Annotated in this window: 21 protein-coding genes; 3 read left to right on the plus strand and 18 right to left on the minus strand. The window is 38.0% G+C overall.

Annotation, left to right across the window (positions count from 1 at the left end; translation table 11 throughout):
• Nucleotides 1-4: 4 nt before the first annotated feature.
• The 13 genes from moaA to uvrC form a co-directional block, all read right to left on the minus strand.
• A complete protein-coding gene (gene moaA / locus JOC73_RS03620) occupies nucleotides 5-973 on the minus strand; it encodes a GTP 3',8-cyclase MoaA (protein ID WP_204400497.1) in 969 nt (322 codons plus the stop codon).
• Between the two features lie 175 nt (nucleotides 974-1,148).
• Entirely contained in the window at nucleotides 1,149-2,348 is a 1,200-nt protein-coding gene (gene hydF / locus JOC73_RS03625; RefSeq protein ID WP_204400498.1) for a [FeFe] hydrogenase H-cluster maturation GTPase HydF, read from the minus strand.
• 22 nt (nucleotides 2,349-2,370) lie between these two features.
• Complete coding sequence (gene hydE, locus JOC73_RS03630; protein ID WP_204400499.1) at nucleotides 2,371-3,675, minus strand: [FeFe] hydrogenase H-cluster radical SAM maturase HydE; 1,305 nt, start codon at nucleotides 3,673-3,675, stop codon at nucleotides 2,371-2,373.
• Nucleotides 3,676-3,701: 26 nt separating this feature from the next.
• Entirely contained in the window at nucleotides 3,702-5,075 is a 1,374-nt protein-coding gene (gene hydG, locus JOC73_RS03635) for a [FeFe] hydrogenase H-cluster radical SAM maturase HydG (RefSeq protein ID WP_204400500.1), read from the minus strand.
• Between the two features lie 26 nt (nucleotides 5,076-5,101).
• Entirely contained in the window at nucleotides 5,102-5,347 is a 246-nt protein-coding gene (locus JOC73_RS03640; RefSeq protein ID WP_204400501.1) for a TM1266 family iron-only hydrogenase system putative regulator, read from the minus strand.
• Between the two features lie 247 nt (nucleotides 5,348-5,594).
• Nucleotides 5,595-7,391: an NADH-dependent [FeFe] hydrogenase, group A6 gene (locus JOC73_RS03645; RefSeq protein WP_204400502.1), complete on the minus strand. Its 1,797-nt coding sequence runs from the start codon at nucleotides 7,389-7,391 to the stop codon at nucleotides 5,595-5,597.
• 41 nt (nucleotides 7,392-7,432) lie between these two features.
• Nucleotides 7,433-9,223 carry an NADH-quinone oxidoreductase subunit NuoF gene (gene nuoF, locus JOC73_RS03650; RefSeq protein WP_204400503.1) on the minus strand — a complete coding sequence of 597 codons (1,791 nt, stop codon included), beginning with the start codon at nucleotides 9,221-9,223 and terminating at the stop codon, nucleotides 7,433-7,435.
• 36 nt (nucleotides 9,224-9,259) lie between these two features.
• On the minus strand, nucleotides 9,260-9,628 hold the full coding sequence (locus JOC73_RS03655; protein WP_204400504.1) for a (2Fe-2S) ferredoxin domain-containing protein: 369 nt from the start codon (nucleotides 9,626-9,628) through the stop codon (nucleotides 9,260-9,262).
• Nucleotides 9,629-9,647: 19 nt separating this feature from the next.
• Complete coding sequence (locus JOC73_RS03660; RefSeq protein ID WP_204400505.1) at nucleotides 9,648-10,121, minus strand: NADH-quinone oxidoreductase subunit NuoE family protein; 474 nt, start codon at nucleotides 10,119-10,121, stop codon at nucleotides 9,648-9,650.
• A gap of 558 nt (nucleotides 10,122-10,679) precedes the next feature.
• The gene (locus JOC73_RS03665; RefSeq protein ID WP_204400506.1) at nucleotides 10,680-12,479 is read right to left on the minus strand and encodes a M3 family oligoendopeptidase; all 1,800 of its coding nucleotides are present in this window, start codon (nucleotides 12,477-12,479) and stop codon (nucleotides 10,680-10,682) included.
• A gap of 163 nt (nucleotides 12,480-12,642) precedes the next feature.
• On the minus strand, nucleotides 12,643-13,611 hold the full coding sequence (locus JOC73_RS03670; protein ID WP_204400507.1) for an ROK family protein: 969 nt from the start codon (nucleotides 13,609-13,611) through the stop codon (nucleotides 12,643-12,645).
• Between the two features lie 46 nt (nucleotides 13,612-13,657).
• A complete protein-coding gene (hprK, locus tag JOC73_RS03675) occupies nucleotides 13,658-14,602 on the minus strand; it encodes an HPr(Ser) kinase/phosphatase (protein WP_204400508.1) in 945 nt (314 codons plus the stop codon).
• On the minus strand, nucleotides 14,595-16,544 hold the full coding sequence (uvrC, locus tag JOC73_RS03680; RefSeq protein WP_204400509.1) for an excinuclease ABC subunit UvrC: 1,950 nt from the start codon (nucleotides 16,542-16,544) through the stop codon (nucleotides 14,595-14,597). Before uvrC ends, hprK begins: the two co-directional genes overlap by 8 nt.
• Before the next feature lie 98 nt (nucleotides 16,545-16,642).
• Between uvrC and JOC73_RS03685 the strand changes: the two genes are divergently transcribed.
• Nucleotides 16,643-17,347 carry a hypothetical protein gene (locus JOC73_RS03685; RefSeq protein WP_204400510.1) on the plus strand — a complete coding sequence of 235 codons (705 nt, stop codon included), beginning with the start codon at nucleotides 16,643-16,645 and terminating at the stop codon, nucleotides 17,345-17,347.
• A gap of 57 nt (nucleotides 17,348-17,404) precedes the next feature.
• A complete protein-coding gene (locus JOC73_RS03690; protein ID WP_204400511.1) occupies nucleotides 17,405-17,956 on the plus strand; it encodes a copper amine oxidase N-terminal domain-containing protein in 552 nt (183 codons plus the stop codon).
• Between the two features lie 278 nt (nucleotides 17,957-18,234).
• Here the strand turns inward: JOC73_RS03690 and JOC73_RS03695 are convergent, their stop codons facing one another.
• The 4 genes from JOC73_RS03695 to JOC73_RS03710 form a co-directional block, all read right to left on the minus strand.
• Nucleotides 18,235-18,783: a GNAT family N-acetyltransferase gene (locus JOC73_RS03695; protein WP_204400512.1), complete on the minus strand. Its 549-nt coding sequence runs from the start codon at nucleotides 18,781-18,783 to the stop codon at nucleotides 18,235-18,237.
• A gap of 50 nt (nucleotides 18,784-18,833) precedes the next feature.
• The gene (locus tag JOC73_RS03700; RefSeq protein WP_204400513.1) at nucleotides 18,834-19,754 is read right to left on the minus strand and encodes a 5'-nucleotidase; all 921 of its coding nucleotides are present in this window, start codon (nucleotides 19,752-19,754) and stop codon (nucleotides 18,834-18,836) included.
• A gap of 240 nt (nucleotides 19,755-19,994) precedes the next feature.
• A complete protein-coding gene (locus JOC73_RS03705; protein ID WP_204400514.1) occupies nucleotides 19,995-20,528 on the minus strand; it encodes a P-loop NTPase family protein in 534 nt (177 codons plus the stop codon).
• A gap of 49 nt (nucleotides 20,529-20,577) precedes the next feature.
• The gene (locus tag JOC73_RS03710; protein WP_204400515.1) at nucleotides 20,578-20,811 is read right to left on the minus strand and encodes a hypothetical protein; all 234 of its coding nucleotides are present in this window, start codon (nucleotides 20,809-20,811) and stop codon (nucleotides 20,578-20,580) included.
• A 141-nt stretch (nucleotides 20,812-20,952) separates the two neighbouring features.
• Here JOC73_RS03710 and JOC73_RS03715 point away from each other — a divergent pair, with 141 nt between their 5' ends.
• On the plus strand, nucleotides 20,953-21,507 hold the full coding sequence (locus tag JOC73_RS03715; RefSeq protein ID WP_204400517.1) for a TVP38/TMEM64 family protein: 555 nt from the start codon (nucleotides 20,953-20,955) through the stop codon (nucleotides 21,505-21,507).
• Nucleotides 21,508-21,551: 44 nt separating this feature from the next.
• Here JOC73_RS03715 and JOC73_RS03720 read toward each other — a convergent pair whose 3' ends face one another.
• Nucleotides 21,552-22,193, minus strand: a complete 642-nt coding sequence (locus JOC73_RS03720; protein ID WP_204400518.1) for a flagellar brake protein — start codon at nucleotides 22,191-22,193, stop codon at nucleotides 21,552-21,554.
• Nucleotides 22,194-22,375: the final 182 nt, after the last annotated feature.

Here is a 22,375-nt window from a genome sequence, read left to right on the forward strand (position 1 = left end):
CCCTTTAACCCCCGATCTCAGACATATTTCTATAGCCTATTTCCTGCTCCACCCCATAGAGCCGATGTTTTTCTGGCTTAGATAAGATGGCTCTTTGAAGAAAATTATCTATTGCTTTTGGGTTACTTCTTAAAACCTGTAATATATCAATTTCATGATTGCTATGGAGGCAGGGCTTCAGTTTTCCATCATTGGTTAGTCGAATCCGATTACAACTTCCACAGAAATGATCACTGATGGAATTAATAAACCCTATCCTTCCCTTTGCTTCTGGTAGCTGATATAACTTAGCAGGTCCATCCTCATGTTTATCATATCTCAAAAGAGTTAGTGTCTCTATTCTTTTCTTGATTTCTTCATTGGATATAAATCGCTCCTGTGCCCATCCACAAGCTTCCCCTACAGGCATAAGTTCGATGAATCTAACATCTATGTTGTCACTGATCGTTAGACGGACAAAGTCCTCTACCTCGTCTTCGTTAAAGCCTCCGATCATCACCGTGTTCAACTTGACAGGAGACATCCCTAGATGTAGTACCTCTTGAATTCCATCCAATACTGCATTCAAGTCTCCTCCTCTGGTGATTTCTCTAAATCGGTGGGGCTTTAATGAATCTATACTAATATTGACTCTTTTTAAACCTGCCTTCTTTAAATCCTTAGCCATTTGTTTTAATAACAATCCATTGGTAGTGAGAGCAATATCTTTAATACCCTCAACACTGGCAATTGCCTCAACAAGATCAACAATCCCCTTTTTTACTAAGGGTTCTCCACCTGTGATGCGGATTTTATCTATCCCCAGCTTTACCCCTGATTTAACCACCTCTAAAATCTCTTCAAAGGTCATCATATCTTGATGGTATTTTTTAATTAATCCATCTTTGGGCATACAGTACTGACATCTTAAATTACATAAATCGGTGATTGATATCCTCATATAGTTTACTTTTCTCAAGTAACGATCCTGCATCTAATCACCCCGTTGAGTCATAATTTTCTAATAATTCATTATATCATTAACGAACTAAAAAAAGTACTCTTCTTAGACTAGTCTATAAGTTCAGTTATGCAATCTCTACCCGAAAAACCAAAAACTCTCATCCCTTAGGAAGTAATGATCATTCCTAAAGGATAAGAGTAATCTTCTATACTTCTTCAATAGCCATAAAAGGCTCTAAAGCTCTTTCCAAAATACCTGTCACATCTGCAATGAGCACGCCATAGTTAACGATGGGTACATTGGCCGATTTAGCTCGATTAATTCTGCTCATCATTTCTCTACGATTGTGCATACAGGAGCCGCAATGAACGATTAATTTAAATTTTGATAGGTCCTCTTCAAACTTCGTTCCTGCTACATAAGAGAACTGTAGCTTTCCACCTACTCGATTTTCCAACCATCTTGGGATTTTAACTGTTCCGATATCATCATCCTGTCTATGGTGGGTGCATCCTTCGGCAACTAAAACATGATCTCCTGGCTTTAAGCTCTTAATGGCCCTTACTCCCTCTACCAGCTCATTCAAATCCCCCTTATGACGGGCAAATAGGATGGAAAAGGAGGTTAGAGGTACATTACTTGGTACAATTGCCGATACCTCTGCAAAGGCCTGGGAATCCGTCACCACTAAATCAGGAGGGTGATTCAACTTTTTCAGAGTAGCCTCAAGATCTGTCTCCTTACACACCATCATAAAGGCATCATGGTCTAATATATCTCTGATGGTCTGTACCTGTGGCAGAATCATTCTGCCCTTTGGAGCTGCTGAATCAATAGGGGTTACCAGTACCACCAAATCACCTTTTTTGATGAGTCCCCCCATTAAGCTTACTTCCACTTCCTTTGGAGCATTTTCGATGATGGTTTCCTTTAGTAGCTCAATACCTTCCCTTGTCTTGGCACTTACAGCTACTACAGGTAATTTGAATTGATTCTTCATTGCTTCTATATCAAAGTTTTCACTGTCGTCAATTTTATTTCTTACCATGACAATCGGGATGTTCTTTTCTTGGATTGTAGTGATTAGTTCTTCTTCATAAGCTCCACCAGCTTCGTCGGTAACAATTAGTGCTAAGTCCGTCTTGTTTAAGACTTCTTTTGTTTTTTGAATCCTTAATTCTCCGATCACCCCCACATCATCAATCCCTGCTGTATCGATGATTAGTACTGGTCCAATCGGTAGTATTTCCATTGCCTTGTATACTGGATCTGTGGTAGTCCCTGCTACATCCGATACTAGGGCGATATCTTGATTTGTTAGGGCGTTAATCAAACTTGATTTACCAACATTTCTCCGACCGAAAATGGCTATATGAAGTCTGTTTCCTCTAGGGGTTTGGTTCATGCTTGTTTCCCTCCTTGGATTCTTATTCCTCTTGTTGATTATTGTCTAGCTTCAAATATTTAGGCAATTTTCTACCTGCATCGTGGATGGCCTTTACTGCAGAATCTAAATCAATCATGTTTTTGTTGCTATATATTTGATAGTTTGACCGATATTTAGGTGGTGTGGAGATGAGCATCAAGCTGTTGGCTCCAGCCTGTAGAGCCTTCTTCTGACCGTCAGGATCAACTGATGCCAAGGCTGTGGTGGCTGGGATAAATACATTTTTACAGACTAGTCTCGTCACTGCCACTGCTTTTAATGTCATTTCTACGCTACCTTGAGGATATTTTTCAAAGGGTGTTCCTGCTGCTGGTATGAAGGGGCCAATACCAATCATATGGATCCCCATTTCTTTATAAAAGAGTATATCTTCTGCTATATCCTCTGCTCTTTGTCCTGGTAATCCAATCATATTTCCAGAAGCATTGACATAACCCAATTCCTTTAGCCATTGGGCACATTGTCTTCTATACTCTAGGTCATCATCTGGATGGATAAATTTAAAAATATCAGGATTAGTGGTTTCAATTTTTAATAGGTAGTTGTTTGCCCCTGCTTCCTTAAGGGCTTTATATTCCTCATAGCTTCTTTCACCTACACTAAGGGTAATTCCCATTTTTGTTTCTCTTTTAATCCGTTTAATTAATTTGATCAGGACTTCAAGGGTATAATAATCGTCCTCACCCGATTGAAGAACAACCGTCTTAATTCCAACTCGATGTAGCTCATGAACCCCCTCCATGATTTCGTCCTCTGTCATCCGATAACGGGTTGGTACTGTACAACCATTACGGATACCACAGTAGTGACAACTCTTGTTGCAATAGTTGGAAAATTCTATGGCGGCACGAACTTCAACAATATCACCTACGATTTCCTTCCTCATCCGATCGGCGGTTTCAAATAGTGCTTTTAATTCACTTTCTCCTTCTACTTTGAGCAGGTAGGTAATCTCATCTTTGGTTAAGTCCTCTCCCGACTCCACCTTCTTCATAATATCTTTAAATGTCTGGGAGATGACACAGTTTTTCAAGCTCTCCATTAATCCACTTAGCTTTCTAGTCTTGTGGGGGAAGATACCCTTTACAGCAAAGTTTCCTTCAGCGAGGATTTTTTCTGCCTTACCCTTATCCTTTTCCCCTATGGCAATGGCTGTACTACAGATTGTACCATGCTCACTGGGGGTCGGAATTAAATCCGTCTCCACATCCATTGCCTTTAATAGACTATCTGCCCTCAGCATTTGACTAGTGGAATAACATATTATTATATACTGTTGACTCATATCCTTATCTCCTCCGTAGGTCCTGTTTAAAAGAATAGATCCCTTTTGCCTTCTTCAATTTCCTTCAATCTTTCAAGGGTAAGCTGATATAGCTTTTCGTTATTAATTTCCTTTAAAGATTTCTCAATCAGTTTATTACCCTTTTCTCTGGTTTCTTCGTCACCATAATCCAATAGATGCTCCTTGAAGGTAAGGATGGCATTGCTTTGGCAAAACTCATGGATTTCAGCCTCTTTAGCTAAATTCATAAAGGCTTCTCCTGTACGATTTGCCCGGTAACAGGCAGTACAGAAGCTTGGAAGGTATCCTTGATCACAGATGACCCGTAGCATTTCTCCAAGGCTTCTTTCGTCACTGGTTTCAAATTGAGCTGCTTCTTCATCGGATTCTCCATAGCCCCCCGGATTAGTCTTTGACCCTGCGGACACTTGAGAAACCCCTAAGTTAAGCAGTTCGTCCCTTAAAGCTGCTGGCTCTCTAGTGGATAAAATAATACCTGTGTAGGGAAGCGTTAGACGATATATAGCAACAATTTTCTTGAAGTCTTTATCGGATACTTCATGGGGTACTTCCTTTAAGGCAGAATCCATTGCTGGTCTTAATCTTGGTATTGAAATCGTATGGGGTCCCACATGGAACTTCTCATCCATGTATTGAGAATGCATCAAGGTAGCCAATACATCAAAGCGATAATCGTATAACCCTAGTAGAACTCCAATTCCTAGGTCATCAATCCCTGCTTCAAAGGCCCTTTCAATGGCTGTTAGTCTGTAGTCATAATCGCTCTTAGAACCAGATGGATGCATCTTTTTGTAAGTCTCTCTATGGTAGGTTTCTTGGAAAATCTGATATGTCCCGATGCCTACTGCCTTTAATTTTTTAAAGTCTTCTACCTCCATAGGGGCAGCATTGACGTTGATTCTTCTAATGTCAGTTTCTTTATAAATGGCCTCTAGGGCTGCAGTAATATGGTCAATATGGGTTTTTCTTTGGTCTTCTCCACAAACTAATAACAATCGCTTATGTCCTTGTTCTACAATTCTTTTAGCTTCTTTGACCGTTTCATCAGTATTTAATGTCTTCCTATGGAGGTGCTTATTCGCCACTCTAAACCCACAATATAGGCAGTTGTTGGTACATTCGTTACTGGTGTAAAGGGGTGCAAAGATGACTACCCTTTTACCATATATTTCATCCTTTACATATCTGGCTGCCTCCAGTAATGAATTAAATACTTCTTCATCCTCGTTCATTAGCAATGAAGCAGCTTCCTCTAGGCTTAATCCATGACATTCTCTAGCCTTTTCAATAATTTCTAGCACTTCTTCCTTTGTGGTAGCTTTCCCTTCATTAATCAGCTGATGGATTTTTTCTTCATTAATTATTTCATGGGTGTTCATGATTTTACCTCCTTAGGTTGTCCTTACTATTTTTTTGTGAGGGCACTTTTTACCGTCACACCCTCCAGCTTCCCTAACTTTCCTGTCAAGCTACCTATTTCATCAGTTGTTCCGTCAACAATCAGAGAAATAATGTTCACCTGCTTTTCCTTATAGGGAACTCCCATTCTCCCTACAATGCTGTCTCCATATAGCGTTAATAGTTTATTAACTTCTTCAATATTCGTTCGGTCTTCAACAATAACCGCCACTACTCCAATCCGCTTTTCCATTTGAATCCCCCTTACCAATTTCCTCAATATCTGAGGGAGCTTATTCATTTTGTACCCATAAATTAGCTACAAACCCCTATAGACAAAAAAAACTTTCCTAAAAAGATAGGAAAGTTTTTGATATAGTCATTTTAACCTTCAGTACCTTTTGCTTAGATTTAACTCCTTGCAATTAGTTTTGAATTCGATAATTCTCCTCTTAATGAGCATGCCCATTGATCAGATTTTTAATCTATATTACGTTAAATTATGAAATTTTATGGGCTTCGTCCTTAATAATTTCAGACTCTTCCTTATTTACAGGATACTTCTCTTTAGCAGCATAGTGGGTATGAAGTAATTCATGGGCCTTATGACCATTAGGCTTGCCTAAATAAGTGTCATATAATGCTTTAATCAGAGGATTTTTGTGAGATTTTCTAATCTCTAACTTAGTATCTTCTTCATATAAAGCTTTAGCTCTTTCTACTCTGATGTCAAGATCCATCTTAGTCTTAGAAGATACATGAGGTTGTCCTCCACCAGTTACACATCCACCACTACATCCCATGATTTCAATGAAGTGATAATCCTTTTCTCCAGCCTTAACCATTTCTAATACTTTAGCAGCTTGAGATGTACCATGGGCAACTGCAATTCTAATTGTGTTTCCACCAAGAGTCACTTCTGCTTCCTTGATTCCTTCAATTCCTCTAACGCCATTGTATTCGAATTGCTCTAGGTCTTTACCTTCTAATACGTCAGCTACAGTTCTTAAAGCAGCCTCCATAACACCACCAGTAGCTCCGAAAATAACTCCGGCACCAGTGTAGGTTCCTAATAGGTCTTGGTCGAAGTCAGCATCTTGTAATTTTAGGAAGTCTATTCTAGATTGCTTAATCATCTTAGCTAATTCTCTTGTTGTTAATACTGCATCCACATCTCTTAATCCATTTACAGTCATTTCAGGTCTAGCTGACTCTGACTTTTTAGAAGTACATGGCATAATTGAAACCATAAAGATATTCTTAGGATCAATGTTATTCTTTTCAGCGTAGTAGCTCTTAACGATGGCCCCTACCATTTGGTGGGGTGACTTACAGCTTGATAGATTTGGAATAAACTCTGGATAGTAGTGCTCAGCATATCTAACCCATCCTGGAGAACAAGAAGTAATCATTGGTAACACACCATTGTTTTGAATACGATGTAGTAACTCATGACCTTCTTCCATGATTGTTAAGTCAGCACCAAAGTTAGTATCATAAACTCTATCGAACCCAAGTCTCTTTAATGAAGCAACCATTTTACCTGTTACTCTAGTTCCAATTTCTAAACCGAACTCTTCTCCTAAAGCTGCTCTTACCGCAGGAGCAGTTTGTACAACTACGTGTAGGTTTGGATCTTCGATAGCATCCCACACTCTGTCGATATCTTCCTTCTCCTTTAATGCAGCTACTGGACAAGAAACGATACATTGACCACAGTAAATACATGGAGTATCATTCATGCTCATGTTGAAAGCTGGTGATACTTGAGTTTCAAATCCTCTATTTGTGAAATCTAAGATGCCGATTTCTTGAACATTCTTACATACATTAACACATCTTCCGCAAAGAATACATTTACTAGAATCTCTCACGATAGAATGAGACACGGTATCCATTGTTTCATGGGATTTTTCTCCCTCAAATGGGATTTCAGTGATGTTTAATTCTTCTGCTAAGTTTTGAAGCTCACAGTTCTTGCTTCTTGAACAAGTTAAACATTCTCTGTTGTGATTTGAAAGAATTAATTCAACTGTTGATTTTCTTGCATCTCTAAGCTTCTTAGTATTGGTTTTAACCTTCATTCCCTCATATACTGGGAACACACAGGAAGCCTGAAGTCCACGGCTACCCTCTACCTCTACTAAACAAACTCTACAGGCACCAATTTCATTAATGTCCTTTAGGTAACATAGGCTAGGAATATCCACGCCAGCTACCCTTGCCGCCTCAAGAACTGTAGTACCTTGAGGAACTTCTACTTGTATATTATCTATGGTTAAAGTAACTTTTTCCAACTGGAAGCACTCCTTTCAATTATAAAATCGAACCCTATAACCTATTGCTTAACAATAGATCTAAAAGGACATTTATCAATACAAACTCCACACTTGATACACTTGTCTTGATCAATTTGGTGTAGTAACTTCTTTTCTCCAGCAATTGCATCAACTGGACAAGCCTTCTTACAGATTCCGCATCCTTTGCAGGTTTCATCAATGACGATGCTTAATAGGGATTGACATACTCCCGCTGGACACTTCTTGTCATGAATATGAGCTTCAAACTCTTCTCTGAAGTATTTAATAGTTGATAATACTGGGTTTGGAGCCGTTTGTCCAAGACCACATAAAGAAGAAACCTTGATGTTCTCTGCTAGTCTTTCTAGTTTTTCGATGTCGTCAGCTTCACCTTTTCCTTCAGTGATTCTATCTAAAATTTCCATCATACGCTTCGTACCGATTCTACATGGAGGACACTTACCACAAGATTCTTCTACTGTAAAGTCAAGGAAGAATCTAGCGATATCCACCATACAGTTATCTTCATCCATTACAACCATACCACCAGAACCCATCATAGATCCTAATGCGATTAGGTTATCATAATCAATTGGTGTATCTAAATAGTCAGCAGTAATACATCCACCAGATGGTCCACCTGTTTGTACTGCTTTGAAGGCTCTACCATTAGGAATACCGCCACCGATATCATATATAACTTCCTTTAATGTTGTTCCCATAGGGATTTCAACAAGACCTGTGTTATTAATCTTTCCACCTAAAGCGAATACTTTAGTCCCTTTAGACTTTTCTGTTCCGATGCTAGAGAACCAGTCAGCACCCTTTAGGATGATTTGAGGTACATTGGCATAGGTTTCAACGTTGTTTAATAGAGTTGGCTTGTTCCAGATACCCTTAACAGCTGGGAATGGTGGTCTTGGTCTTGGCATACCACGCTTACCTTCGATTGAGTTGATTAATGCTGTTTCTTCTCCACAAACGAAAGCTCCTGCACCTAATCTAATTTCCATATCAAAGTTGAAGTCTGTTCCGAAGATATTCTCTCCTAAAAGACCAGCTTTTCTAGCTTCTTTAATTGCAATGTCAAGTCTTTCTACAGCGATAGGATACTCTGCACGGATATATACATAACCCATACTTGCTCCAACTGCATAACCAGCAATAGCCATCGCCTCTACAATTGCATGGGGATCTCCCTCTAATACTGAACGATCCATGAAGGCACCTGGGTCACCCTCATCGGCGTTACAGGCAACATACTTTTGATCTCCTTGAGCTTTTGCAGTAAAGTCCCACTTTAATCCAGATGGGAATCCTCCACCACCACGGCCTCTTAAACCTGACTGCTTAATTACATCAATAACCTCTTCTGGCTTCATTTCAGTTAATACTTTTCCTAAAGCCTTGTATCCGTCAAATGCGATGTATTCTTCAATAGACTCTGGGTTGATAACTCCACAGTTTCTTAAGGCAACTCTTGTTTGGTTTTTGTAGAAATCTACTTCATCAACAGATCTGATTTGTCCATCAACAACTGCATCTTTATATAATAAATCAGTTACGATTCTTCCCTTTAACAAATGCTCTTCTGCAATTCTTTCAATGTCCTTTTCTTCAACACGGCTATAGAAAGCACCTTCTGGATATACGATTACGATAGGACCAGCTTCACAAAGTCCAAAACATCCAGTCTTAACAACTTGAATTTCCTTATCCATTTCATGCTTCTTTAATTGCTCATCTAATTTGTTAATAATTTTTTGACATCCAGATGATACACATCCTGTTCCTCCACATACTAACACGTGGGATCTAAATAGTTCCATTGTTTAACCCCCTTATTCTATAAGTTCCTATCCTACTTACTTTTCAGTAGCTCCTATTGTATATTCATCAACAACTTTACCATTAACTATATGCTCTAAAATTACTTTTCTAGCTTTTTCAGCAGTCATTTCTACATAAGTTGTCTTTCCTTCGCCTTCTTTATATACTTCAACGATAGGCTCAAGTCGACAAACTCCGATACATCCTGTCTGAGTTACTGTAACGTTCTCTAGATTTCTCTTTTTAGATTCTTCAACAAGCGCCATTAATACTGGTCTAGCCCCTGCTGTGATACCACAGGTTGCCATTCCTACAACAATTCTTGTACCTTTACGGTCTGTTCTAATATTAACTTTTTCTAAAGCAGCTTTACGAATTTGTTCTAATTCTTGAATAGATTTCATGCTTAAATGCCCCCCTTAATTAATATTTTTCAACGATTCCTGGTACATCTGCTACTACTAATCTACCATATACGTCTTCATTAACTGTAAGAACTGGTGCTAAACCACAGGCTCCAATACATCTAGTTCCCTCAACTGAGAATTTACCATCTGGCGAAGTTCCTCCAATAGGAGCACCGGTTAATTCACTGATTTTATCAAGGATTGGTTGAGCATTTTTTACATAACAGGCAGTTCCTATACAAACTCCAATTACGTACTCTCCTCTTGGCTCTAAAGTGAATTGGGAGTAGAAAGTTACTACACCGTAGATTTCACTAAGGGGAGTCTTTATTGCTTCTGAAATTTTCTTTTGTACTTCCAATGGAACACATCCGAAAATCTTTTGAGCATCATGTAATATTGGCATTAATGCTCCTTGTCTTCCTCGATTAGCTTCGATTGTCTTTTCAAGCTTCTGAAAGTTTTCTTCAGTAAAAATGTTTTTAGCCATCAATGTCCCTCCTAATTAAAAATATTTAAGTAACTAAAATAATTTCATATATTTATGAAAAAATATACTTTGTTGTTAAATAATTAACCAGAACAGGCTTATGAAAACCTCTTGGTATTTTGCAAAATACCCTAGTTAATTGTCAGAATTTTTGCCATTTTCTGCATCAATGCTGATTTTGTCTTTCACCGCTTTAATTATATAACAATCCTTTATGTATATCAATTATTATTTAGGAAATAATACGATTAATTTTATGAAGAATTGTTAATAATTAAACAAACTTTTCCCACATGAATAGTATAATAAACTCAGAAGAAATGTGCAATAAAAAATCTTTGTCAATTATCTGCCTAATATCCCTTCCCCTTATACTAATATTAACTAATAATTTATAGTGTTTAAGGATTTTTCTTAAAATGCTTTTCACGTATTTGAGTTTCATATAAAAAGTCCTTCGAAGCATACAATACTTCGAAGGACTTTGTTTAATATTTAACTATATAGTTTTACTGGACAAGTATAAACCCTCAAAAATCTCAGAAGAGGCCAAATCCTTTATTTATAACTAGATTTTGTAGCTACTTCATCAGCTAATTTAATAAATTTTTCGATGTCTTTTTCAATTAAACTTAATGAACTTTTCCAGAAGTCCTTTGAAGCCACATCGATTCCAGCCATTTTAGCTACATCTCTAACAGAATTCTTTCCTGTAGCCGCTAACAATTGGTCGTATTCTTCTATGAAGCTTTCTCCTCGTTTTAAGTACTCTCCATAGATTCCTAATGCAAATAATAGTCCGAAGGCATATGGGAAGTTGTAGAAATTACGATCTGCACTATAGTAGTGGGATTTATTTACCCACATATATGGGTGAAGATAATCTTCGTCTAATCCTTTACCATAGGCTTCTTTTTGTGCCTGAATCATCAATTCATTTAGACGATCAACTGATAAAGCGTAACTCTTTCTTTCCTCAAATAGAGCAGATTCAAATAAGAATCTACTGTAAATATCTACAATAATCTGGCCTGAATGGGATATTGAGCTTTCAAGTATACTAAAAGCTTCTTCTTTAGTGGCTTCCTTTAGGGCTGCATTTGTGATGATTGTCTCTGCAAATATCGAGGCAGTCTCAGCTAAAGGCATTGGATAGGTAGTATTTAGAGGACTTTCCTCCACTAAGCAAGAACCATGATATCCATGTCCTAGCTCATGGGCTAATGTACTAACATTTTTAAAGGTTCCATCAAAGTTAAGTAGGAATCTGCTTTCCTTTATTGGGTGTAGATTAAAGCAGAAAGCCCCGCCCCTTTTACCCTTTCTTGGCTCTACATCGATCCAGTTGTTCTCAACTGCCTTTTTAGCATAGTCGGCAAGCTTTTGGCTAAAGGACCCAAAATGCTTGATGACATAATCAGTAGCTTCTTTATAAGAATATTTTTTATCGAAGGAACCCATTGGTGCCATTAAATCATAGAAGGGTAATCCCTTCTTATGGCCTAATAACTCAGCCTTCTTTAGATAGTATTTATGAAAACTTGGAAGACTTTCCTTCATTGCCTCCAGCATTGAATTCAAGATTTCTTCCTCCATACGGCTCCCTAATAAAGTTTCCTCTAATGGGGACTTGTAACCCCTTAAGGAAGTTGATGTGATGACCTCCCCCTTTATCCCATTCAGAGCAGCGGCTGAAGCCTCATCCACCATCTTGTATGCCTTCAATTCCGCTTCATATGCGATTTTCCTAGTATTTGCATCAGATACGTACGCCATGTTTCTGATGGCTGGTAAAGGTAATTCTTTCTCTTCACCATTGATTGTAATTGGTACCATTAATGTTGAGATTAATAGTTCTTGAAGCTTTTTCCAGGATTTAGATCCTGTATTGCTCATTTTACTAATAATTACTTCTTCTGCTTCACTCAAAAGATATTGATTTTTTTCATTCATTTCTTTTATGAAGAACTCATGCTCTTTAGTTAAGTCAGAAGCTTGAATTAATTCATCTAAATTGTCTAGTCTTCCTACCCACTTCTGGAAGGCAACGATGATTTTCGTTAACTCCGATTGCTTTTGCTCCAACTGATTAAGATATTTTGGTGCAATTGGGTGGGTTGCTTCAGTACTCATGGTAAGAAGCGTAAAGGCAAAAAGCTTGTGGAAGGTACTTTTATATACACTGAATTTCTTTAGGAAGGTCTCCATCTTTACAACAGGATTAGACGTATCTCCTAGCTCTTTGTCAATCCAGTTATTCATTTCTTCAAGCATTGCCGTCACTTTTGCTAAGTCCTCTTTAAAGCTGTCATCTTCAAAAGATGGGTAAAGTTCCTTCAAACTCCATTTTAACTCCATAAGTAAATAGCCTCCTTAAAAATATTTCGCATTACTTATTATTTCGATACACTTAGCAATATTCCTTTTAAATAATAAATAAATTTAGAATAATCTAAAAGAAACCCTACAGTGGATTTCCTCAATTTTAATACTATTAGTTTACGCCAGCTTTTTACTCGCCCTAGGAGCTTATTTGAATTCTTTTTTCAGCCAACATTGCGGCTCCAATAATCCCTGCATCATTCATTAATTCCGCGATAGCAAGTCTACATTTCATCTTTTCTGATTTAAAGAAAATGTATTTTTCAACTTCGTTATTTAATAAATTCAACAGGTAATCTCCAGCCTTTGACAACCCACCCCCAAGGGCAATTACATCTGGATCGAGAATGTTATTGATGTTTGCAACCCCTATGGCTAGGTACTTTACCAGTCGTTGAACAGCTTTTTGTGCCAATTGATCCCCTTCTTTAGCTGCGTCAAAGACATCCTTTGCTTCTAACTTGTCTAAGTCTTCCTGGCATTTGGTGCATAAAATACTTTCATGTTGTCCCTCTTGTAGTAGTTTCTTCGTGTAATTCACCAATGCTGTAGCAGAAGCAAAGGTTTCCAGACACCCATTACTGCCACAATTGCAGTCGTAATAGTTTTCTCCAACAATCATATGCCCCAGTTCGCTTCCAAGTCCATGACTCCCACTATAGGGTAGATGATCAATAATGATCCCTCCCCCTACCCCTGTTCCTAGGGTGATTAAAACACTGTTCTTTACCCCCTTCATGCTCCCCACTGCCGATTCTCCAATTGCCCCCATGGTGGCGTCATTCTCCACAAAGATTTCTAGACCTGTAATCGCCCTTAGTCTTTTACCAAAGGGAACATTGGTCCAGTAAAGATTAACAGCCGAGTAGACCATTCCTTCCCCATCACAGACCCCCGGTATTCCCACACCCACTGCTTTAATATTTTTTTCCTCAATTCCTCCAGCATTGACTAATAGCTGAACCAATCTATAGATGGCTTGACATACCCCTTCAAAACCCTCTGATACTGGAGTCTTGATACGCTGTTTTGCAAGAACTTCACCATCTTCTTTGAAAAGTCCCCCTTTTATTTCAGTACCACCTAAATCTATACCTATTAAATACATTCTTGCTCCCCCTACTACTATATCTACTTTTGATTGTTCTCCACAGCTATTCTTGCCTTGATAATTGATCCATTAACCGTTTGTCAAACTCCTTTGCGGCATGATACCCCATTTCCTTTTGTCTACAATTTCTTGCCGCCACTTCAATGAGTAGAGCAATATTTCTTGCAGGTTTGATAGGGATTACCACTTCATTCACCTTAATTTCAAGAATTTCCCGATGGTTATCTTCTAAGCCAAGACGATCGTATGCTTTTTCCGAATCCCATTCCTCTAGATGAACCACCATATCTATTTGGGTCTGTTCCTTAATAGCCCCTACTCCAAAAAGACTCTTAATATCCATTAGTCCGATCCCACGAACCTCCATCATGTGACGAATCAACTCTGGAGCAGTACCGATAAGGACCTCATTTCCGATTTTCTTTATTTCCACAGAATCATCCGCCACCAGTAGGTGTCCCCGTTTAATCAACTCTACTGCCGTCTCACTTTTACCGATCCCACTCTTTCCTGTTATTAGTATCCCTACCCCATAAATGTCCATCAGCACTCCATGAAGGGTTACTGTTGGGGCTAGTTTATCCTCTAGGTAATTTACTAGCTTACTAATCAATTTCGTTGTATTATGGCTACTTCTCAGGATTTTCCGTTTGTATTTTTCAGCCGCCACCAGCATTTCATCATGTACCTCTAGATCTCTACTGATGATAATACAAGGGAGATCATAGGATAATAGTCTATCAAATCGTTCTTGTCGCAGCTCTGGGGATAAAGTATTTAAATAATAATGCTCCACTTTTCCGATGAGTTGTATCCTCTCATAGGCAAAATAATGAAAGAAACCTGCCAACTGGATGCCAGGCCGATTCAGCTCTGTAGTGGTAATATAACGGATTTCATTTGGAGGACAATTAATCTCCTCCAGCTTTAAATCTTCAATCATTTTTTTTACAGTGATGGATTTAACCCTATTATCCCCATTAGTCATTAATCCTACCTCCTTCGTCATTTGACGGAGTTTCTTCTATCTTTTCTTCTTTTCTCTGCACTTCCTTTTGATTTACAAAGTATTCAAATACACTATTGGCTACCTTCTTATTCATTCCCTCCACCTGCATCAAATCCTCTAGGGAGGCATTTTTAATCTTTGTAATGTCTCCAAAATGTTTCATTAGAGCCTTTCTACGGGCTTCACCAACACCACTAATGTCCTCTAGCTCCGAATGGAGCATGTTCTTTTTCCGTAAAGTCTTGTGGTAGGTAATGGCGAAACGGTGAACCTCCTCTTGAATCTTGTAGATCAAACGGAACAAAGGCGATGTCTTTTCTAATATAATTTCTCTGCCCTCATAGGCAAGTCCTCTGGTTTTATGCTTATCATCTTTAATCATTCCACAAACAGGGATGTCGATATTCATTGCCTCCAATACTTTTTTTACGCTGGTGACTTGTCCAAAGCCCCCATCCACCATGATTAGGTCTGGGAATACTAAGAACTTCCCCTCCGTCATGGAGATTTCCCCCGTTAGAAGTTGTTCTGTCTCCAGTAGTCCCCTTGAAAATCTTCTTTGCAGGATTTCCTCTAAACTACCATAGTCATTTGGTCCAGTAATGGTCTTAATCTTAAACCTTCGATAATCACTATATTTGGCTTTTCCTCCCTCAAAGACAATCATAGAGCCAACCGATTGTAGACCGCTGATATTGGAAATATCGTAGGATTCAATTCGATTTGGAAATTCATCAATCCCCAGTAAATCCTGCAACTCAATAAGTTCTTCCCTCTGGTCTTTAATTTCTGCCTTTGTTTTTCTAAAGGACTGTAACTGTAGCAAAGTAGTGGCGGCATTTTTCTTTGCCATTTCCAATAGCTCCTTCTTGTCTCCCCTTAGGGGTACTTTGATTTGGACTTTGCTTCCTCGTTTGCTACTTAACCATTCTTGAAGAATTTCTTCCTCCTGTAGACTTTCCTCCATTAATATTTCCTTTGGAATGTAATCCATTTCGTTATAGTATTGCTTCATAAAGGCAGTTAATAAATCGTCCCTTGACTCCCCTTCATTGGAGGTCAATGTAAAGGGCTCCCGATGAATCAATTTACCTTCACGGATTAGTAATACCACCCCACAGTTGAACTCTGCTCCACTGGCCATTGCAATAATATCCTGATCAAGCCTTGGATTGGTGGAGACGACTTTTTGCTTTTCAAAGGTACTTTCCAATGCGATCAATTGATCTCGATAGGTGGCAGCCTGTTCAAAATCCATATCGACGGCAGCTTCCTTCATTTTTATGTTAAGCATTTTGATTAGCCCTGACTCCTTACCACTTAAGAGGATAATGATTTCTTGAATCATTTGAAGGTATTCTGCTTTGCTTTCTTCCCCTCTACAGGGTCCGATGCACTTCTTTATATGATAATTCAAGCAGGGTCTTTCTTTTCTTTCTATCATTTTTGCTATATTTTTTTTGCAATTTCGTATAGGATAAAGCTGATGGATAATTTCTATGGTCTGGTTGAGGGCTCCAATATTGGTATAGGGACCAAAGTACTTTCCCTTGTCCTTGGCGATTTTTCTAACTTTAATAACCCTCGGGTATTCTTCATTTAAGGTTACTTTAATATATGGATAGGTTTTATCATCCCTTAATAGGACGTTGTATTTGGGCCTGTATTTTTTGATTAGATTACACTCTAGGATTAGGGCCTCCAGCTCTGAGTCGGTGACGATATACTCAAAGTTGTTAATATTGGAAACCATAGCCCGTACCTTTGAGGCATGATTTTTGCTGGACTGGAAATATTGCCTTACCCTATTTTTTAGGGAGATGGCTTTTCCTACGTAGATCACTTCTTGATCTATGTTTTTCATGATATATACACCAGGTCGCTCTGGTAGTATTCTTAGTTGTTCTTTTAAGTCAAACATCCAATTTGCCCCCTTCAAATAATCAGTTGAAGTTTCACATATTTTTGGTTACAATAAACAGTACATAAGAAAATCGTAATATTCAGGAGGTTGTGTTCATGTATAATACACTACGAACCATTATTTTTCTCGTTTCATCAATCATTGCTTACTTAGTATATCCTTTAATTCAACAGGCAACTTACTTCTTGGTGGATACCACCCTTGCCGGGAGAATAGCGGAAAATTACTTGATCGAGATTTATTCAGGACTGGTATTAATCTTTATCGTTTTAACCTTTGCTGCTTTACAAGCCATCATAAGACAAGTATTACTGTATCGCCATAGTACATCTAACTCGATTATGAGTTTTCCCATCACTTTCTTTTCAGCAACTGACCGATCAATCTATTATATTGTACCATTTTTAGCCTACCTATTGCCATTATTTCGTACTGTCAATGCTAGGGAAGTTCTTTTAATCAGAATTATTCTTTTTGCCATTACTTTGTCGGTGTTTTACTTTGTTCTTGAATTCTCCAAGAAACATACAAAAGTGTTTTTCGTAAAGGAGGGTCTTGTGGTGAAGGGGATCGACCTTCGTCTTAACTTACCTCTACCATCTCCCTTTATCAACACTACTGGATTTTATCCCTATACTAGATTTGAACATTATTCTATGACGGATTCTAAGGTGGAGTTCCAATTACCTGCTGAGTCTGGAAGGATTACATTTGAATTTGAACCAGATGAAAAGGAAAACCTAAAGCAATTCCTAATGATGATGAATGTTCCCCAAGGAATTTGCCACAGAGATGAATAACTTTTTTTAGTTTGACTATACTTCAAATGAATATTATTTTATTTGGAGGGGTAAACTATGAAAAAACTTTTTGCTGGAATAATAACACTTCTTTTATTTGCTGGTTCTTCATTGAGTTGGGGAGCTACAGTATTGCAGGATATTCAAGTGTATTTTGATAATATACAAATCAACATCAATGATGAAGTGGTGGAATCGGAGGATGAACCATTTATCTATGACAATAGGGTGTATGTTCCATTGAGAACTGTCTCTGAGGGATTGAAACAAAAGGTGATCTGGGATGCAGAAAATAAAACAGTGGTGATTGGAGAAAAGATTGAATCGGAGCTACTGGAACCAACTGACCCATATAAGGGTGAAGCATTTGTATATGGTGAGATCATGAAGATTGATTATGATAACAAGCTGATTGAAATTGAGCAACATATGGATGACAATAGTCGTGAAGTCTTTGAAGCCCTATCCCCCACAGAGGATGCCATCATTGTCCTAAAGCGTAATGAGCATCAATTCCCGATTCATTTTGAGGATGTAAGGGTTGGGGATATCGTTGGCATTATCCTAACGGTGGACAATGAGATTCGTGGGATGATTGTTGGGGATTAAGGGAGAGGAAGGAAGTCCAGTTTCATTACTACACAAACCCGCTCGGCATCTTACAGGGAATGAACTCAAAAATATCATACATTTTCAAAACTCGCTTTGCTCAGACATTGAAAATGCTTAACTGATATTTTTTCCTTCTTTTAATCTTAACCTCGCTAATTGTTTGCTTAAGTAATAAAACTGGACTTCAAGTGATAAATGATAAGTAATCAGTACTTTAGTAATAGTTAAAGACCCTTCTGGAAGGGTCTTTTTTGTGATGAGAATTAAATTCTTTTTTATAGAAGATTCTTACTCAATACTACACTCTTGTAATTGGTGCCATCCCAATCGATGGTTTCTACATGTCTGTAGTCTCTTTTCTTGTAGAAGTTAATCAGGTGATGAGCTGTCTCAGCAGTATCTAAAGCCAATTCTTTTATATTCTCCATTCTTCTTGCCTCATCTTCTACAATGTCCATCATCCTGCCACCTACCCCAAATTTTTGCAACTGGGGGTCTACGGCAAACTGTCCGACCTTCGCCACTGTATCTTGGTTATACCAGCTACTTTTATCAGAGGGTTGTGGCGCATATAGACAGATGGTGGAGACGATTTTATCATTGTAGATTCCTACATAGCATTTATAGGCACTTTGGACTCTATTTAATGTTATGCTGTCGTCCTGCCATGTGGCTAGGTACTTGAAACCCATGTCTGCTAAAGCCTTGTAGGAGCGATGGAGCAGTTTGGTTAGCTCTGATATGGAGTCCTCTTCTGATAGTAGGCGAAACTGGATTGTTTCTGTGTTGTTGAAGGTGTAGGTGTATATGTTTTCTAGTGGCATTTGAATTCCCCCTTGTTATATGCAAAAGAAACCTTTCACGTTAGTATTGACTATTCTTCTGTATCATCAACCTCTACTTGAGTCTTGTAGGGTACTTTAGCAGATGGTACGACCTTTGATGCCCCCTCTAAATGCACATCTTGATCGTCAAAGAAGATATGAGCACCAAATGCCTCCAGTATTCCATCTTTAGGGGCTCCCCCTAGGAAGAAGGCTTCATCAATCCGTACATTCCATGCCCTCAGGGTTCTAATAACCCGTTCGTGGGCATGACTTCCCCTTGCTGTCACCAGTGCTGTCCTGATGGGTACATCTTTAGGGTCAAACTGAGACTGGATAAAGGCTATTGTTTTTAGGAGCTTTGCAAATGGTCCCTCTGGTAAGGGTTTTTTTGCATTATGTCTTTCGTGTTCTACAAAGGCATCTAGTCCTTTCGCTTTGTAGATTCTCTCTGCTTCATCTGAAAATAATACTGCATCTCCATCAAAGGCTATTTTTATCTTGTTCAATGGGGAGTTGTCGTATTTTTGTGGGTTGTAAATCAGTCCTGCCGCAAAACCAGCATCAACTGCCTCCTGCACATCCCCTTCGTCGGAGGATAAAAATAGGTCGACGCTAAAGGCTTTTAAATAGGGGGTAAGGGGTTGTCCACTGGTGAGGGCTGCCCTTGCGATATCTAAGCCGTAGTGTTCTATGGAGTTGAAGATTCTTAGACTTGTATCGGGGTTGTTCTTGGACATGATGATGACTTCTACTTTGCGTTTTGATGGAACAATATCATTTAGTCTTAGGAATCCTTCGATTAGGTTAAATCCTGCCCCTTTTTCAAGGATTTCTTCTTCGTGCTCCAGTTGGTATTTGCAATAGGCTTCTCGCCCTTCGTTTTGAAATATTTCGTTTTCTTTTGTTAGGTCAAATAATGCTCTTGATGAGATTCCTATTACTAGGTAATCGGAGAGGTTGTATGGCATGGTTGTTCCTCCTGTAGTATATAATAAGTTTTTAACCAATATATTTTTTATTTAATACTATTGTATATCATTTTACAAAAGATAAAAAATACAATAATCAGCATCATCAGTCTTTAAAAATACCCTGTATTTTCTTTCGTAGATATAGAATATAGCACTTCTACATTGCCCTGTTCCATTTGAGTACTTACATAATCTCTCCCTTGAGGTGAGATTTTACTAATCAACTGTAACATCTCTTTATTCTCCAACCTTCTCCACTAAATTCTCTATTTTATATTTTTTTACTACTCCCTCAATATTGTTATTGTTCTTTAAAATAATTACCTTATCTTCGTAGGGCTGTAGGACCTTAAAAAGCCTCCCTTTAGTCCTTTCAAAGACATTACTCCATCTATACATCATGGATAACATCTTTAAAGTTGGTCTATAGTGAGCCTTTTCCAACTTTAATCTTTGTCTAATCCATCTTGTGGCAATACGATATTTTCTTACATAGGTAGGGGTATCCAGTAGTATGATTATATCTGCATCTTCAAATCCCCTATCAAAACAATCCCTCCAGACACCTTCAATAATCCAGGGCTCCGAATCAATAATTCCATTAAAAACGATGTCTCTTTCCTCTGGTCTCCTTTTTCTATCACCACTCTTCAACCTTTCATGAACCACATTATCTAATTCATACCAAGGGATTTTTAGTGTATTAGATAGTTGCTTTGCTAATGTAGTTTTTCCACTGGCAACAGAGCCAATTACATAAATCTTTGGCATATTACTGCCCCCCTTAAGAATTAAATTTGCTCTTCTTGATTATTAATCCTTATTTTTTCAGATCATTATTCAAACCTACTAATAGAGCCACACTAGATCCAATTATAAAGTCCGACTTATAATCATTTAAGAAAACTGCTCCAGTAAAGCCATATCTAATCAAACGTTTTACAAGTACATAAAATATGCCCATTAATCCCCAAAATAACATTGATCTAAGTATTTTCATTATCATCGTATCCTTGATCATTTTTACACCGCTTTTCATATATTTATTATTCATTTCTTTGTCCAGTAACTTTCTACACTTACCATCTATTTCCTCTTATAATACAAGCTTTATTAATAAAAATCCTCGACTACTAAAAAACTCTTCTGATATAATGATATATACTTCAAACTAGCTATCCACAAAGGAGAAACCATGTTCAACATAAACGCTCTACTGGAAATTCTAAAAAACAATAGCCATTTTGCAATCCCCATCAGTCTTCTAATCAATATCGGTATTTCACTGGCTGGAATATTGCCATCGGTATTTATCACAGGAGCCAATATCCTTTTCTTTGGCCCTGTTAAAGGCTTTTTTATTTCCCTGCTAGGAGAAACCATCGGGGCATATATTACTTTTACTGTCTATAGATTGGGCTTTAAAAAGAAGATAGAAAAAATTACCCATAGGCATCCATTGCTTTCTCGGATCGTCACTAGTAATGGTAAAAAGGCAGGATTATTAATCTTCCAAGGAAGAATCATTCCCTTTATACCATCAGGGATTATAACGTTGGCAGCATCAGTCAGTAGTGTTAATGGTGTCATATTTACAATAGCCACCTTAATCGGAAAAATACCTTCCATCGCTTTAGAAGCATTGGTTAGTTATGATATTATTAATGTTCATGGTAATTGGATAAGATTAGTGGTAACGATTGTCTTATTAGTACTTATAAAATTTACGATTGGAAAAGAAGGAACGTAGGAAAGCCTCCACTTATCAAGTGACGGCTTTTTGTTTTATATATTCTATACAATATTCTTCACTCTTCTCTTACTCTTTAACTGAACCCCAGTACAGTAGGCAATAATTTTCTTCTGATCTGCTTCATCAATCCCTAAAAATTCACAGCCAAGGTTTCTTGAGTAATCTTCATCACTTTCTTTATTCCGTACTACTTGAGCTGTAAGCACCATCATTTGATCATTTATTGGTATTTCAAATAGAATTACAGTTCCTAATGGTAGCGATATGTTACTGTTAATCAATGCCCCTCCCCCACTTAAATCCTTTAGACTTGCTGGGAAAAATTTTTCACTTTTGCCCTCTTCATCTTCAATCCCAACTAGATAACAATTAACCGGTATATCCACATCCACCCTCAGGTATTTCCGCCTTTGAATTAGTTGAAAACCATTTAAAGGTGGCATCTTTAGTACTACCGCCTGCTCTTTCCCCTTCATTATGAAGGTTTCGAAGGTACAGGCCTTAGTATCTCTTGGAATTGTACACTTGACCCTACGGACTTCCCTTTGGGCATACTGACCTTCAATTTTGACGATCATTTCATCCCCTTGGAACTCACCAATTTCTCCCCAAAGGTAGAAATGAGGGGGCGATACATCTATTTCAAGTTTAATGGGCATACCTTGCTCCAAATAACCCTTCATGGTGGTAACCTCCTACGACGCAACTTAGTACGTTATTCATTATATCTATAATATCTTGAGGATACAATTTTTCCTATAGTAATATTAGCTTATTTGTCAAAAAATCCTTTTTAATTGAAAAAAATAGTAGCTAAGAATTAACTTAGCTACTATTTTTTATTGTACTTTTCAACAGGCTAGAG

The organism is Alkaliphilus hydrothermalis, assembly GCF_016908555.1.
Lineage (GTDB): Bacteria > Bacillota > Clostridia > Peptostreptococcales > Natronincolaceae > Alkaliphilus > Alkaliphilus hydrothermalis.

Coding starts and splice junctions, on each gene's coding strand:
- moaA (WP_204400497.1), bottom strand. CDS start 973: ATGCAGGATCGTTACTTGAGAAAAGTAAACTATATGAGGATATCAATC.
- hydF (WP_204400498.1), bottom strand. CDS start 2,348: ATGAACCAAACCCCTAGAGGAAACAGACTTCATATAGCCATTTTCGGT.
- hydE (WP_204400499.1), bottom strand. CDS start 3,675: ATGAGTCAACAGTATATAATAATATGTTATTCCACTAGTCAAATGCTG.
- hydG (WP_204400500.1), bottom strand. CDS start 5,075: ATGAACACCCATGAAATAATTAATGAAGAAAAAATCCATCAGCTGATT.
- JOC73_RS03640 (WP_204400501.1), bottom strand. CDS start 5,347: ATGGAAAAGCGGATTGGAGTAGTGGCGGTTATTGTTGAAGACCGAACG.
- nuoF (WP_204400503.1), bottom strand. CDS start 9,223: ATGGAACTATTTAGATCCCACGTGTTAGTATGTGGAGGAACAGGATGT.
- JOC73_RS03655 (WP_204400504.1), bottom strand. CDS start 9,628: ATGAAATCTATTCAAGAATTAGAACAAATTCGTAAAGCTGCTTTAGAA.
- JOC73_RS03660 (WP_204400505.1), bottom strand. CDS start 10,121: ATGGCTAAAAACATTTTTACTGAAGAAAACTTTCAGAAGCTTGAAAAG.
- JOC73_RS03665 (WP_204400506.1), bottom strand. CDS start 12,479: ATGGAGTTAAAATGGAGTTTGAAGGAACTTTACCCATCTTTTGAAGAT.
- JOC73_RS03670 (WP_204400507.1), bottom strand. CDS start 13,611: ATGTATTTAATAGGTATAGATTTAGGTGGTACTGAAATAAAAGGGGGA.
- hprK (WP_204400508.1), bottom strand. CDS start 14,602: ATGACTAATGGGGATAATAGGGTTAAATCCATCACTGTAAAAAAAATG.
- uvrC (WP_204400509.1), bottom strand. CDS start 16,544: ATGTTTGACTTAAAAGAACAACTAAGAATACTACCAGAGCGACCTGGT.
- JOC73_RS03685 (WP_204400510.1), top strand. CDS start 16,643: ATGTATAATACACTACGAACCATTATTTTTCTCGTTTCATCAATCATT.
- JOC73_RS03690 (WP_204400511.1), top strand. CDS start 17,405: ATGAAAAAACTTTTTGCTGGAATAATAACACTTCTTTTATTTGCTGGT.
- JOC73_RS03695 (WP_204400512.1), bottom strand. CDS start 18,783: ATGCCACTAGAAAACATATACACCTACACCTTCAACAACACAGAAACA.
- JOC73_RS03700 (WP_204400513.1), bottom strand. CDS start 19,754: ATGCCATACAACCTCTCCGATTACCTAGTAATAGGAATCTCATCAAGA.
- JOC73_RS03705 (WP_204400514.1), bottom strand. CDS start 20,528: ATGCCAAAGATTTATGTAATTGGCTCTGTTGCCAGTGGAAAAACTACA.
- JOC73_RS03710 (WP_204400515.1), bottom strand. CDS start 20,811: ATGAATAATAAATATATGAAAAGCGGTGTAAAAATGATCAAGGATACG.
- JOC73_RS03715 (WP_204400517.1), top strand. CDS start 20,953: ATGTTCAACATAAACGCTCTACTGGAAATTCTAAAAAACAATAGCCAT.
- JOC73_RS03720 (WP_204400518.1), bottom strand. CDS start 22,193: ATGAAGGGTTATTTGGAGCAAGGTATGCCCATTAAACTTGAAATAGAT.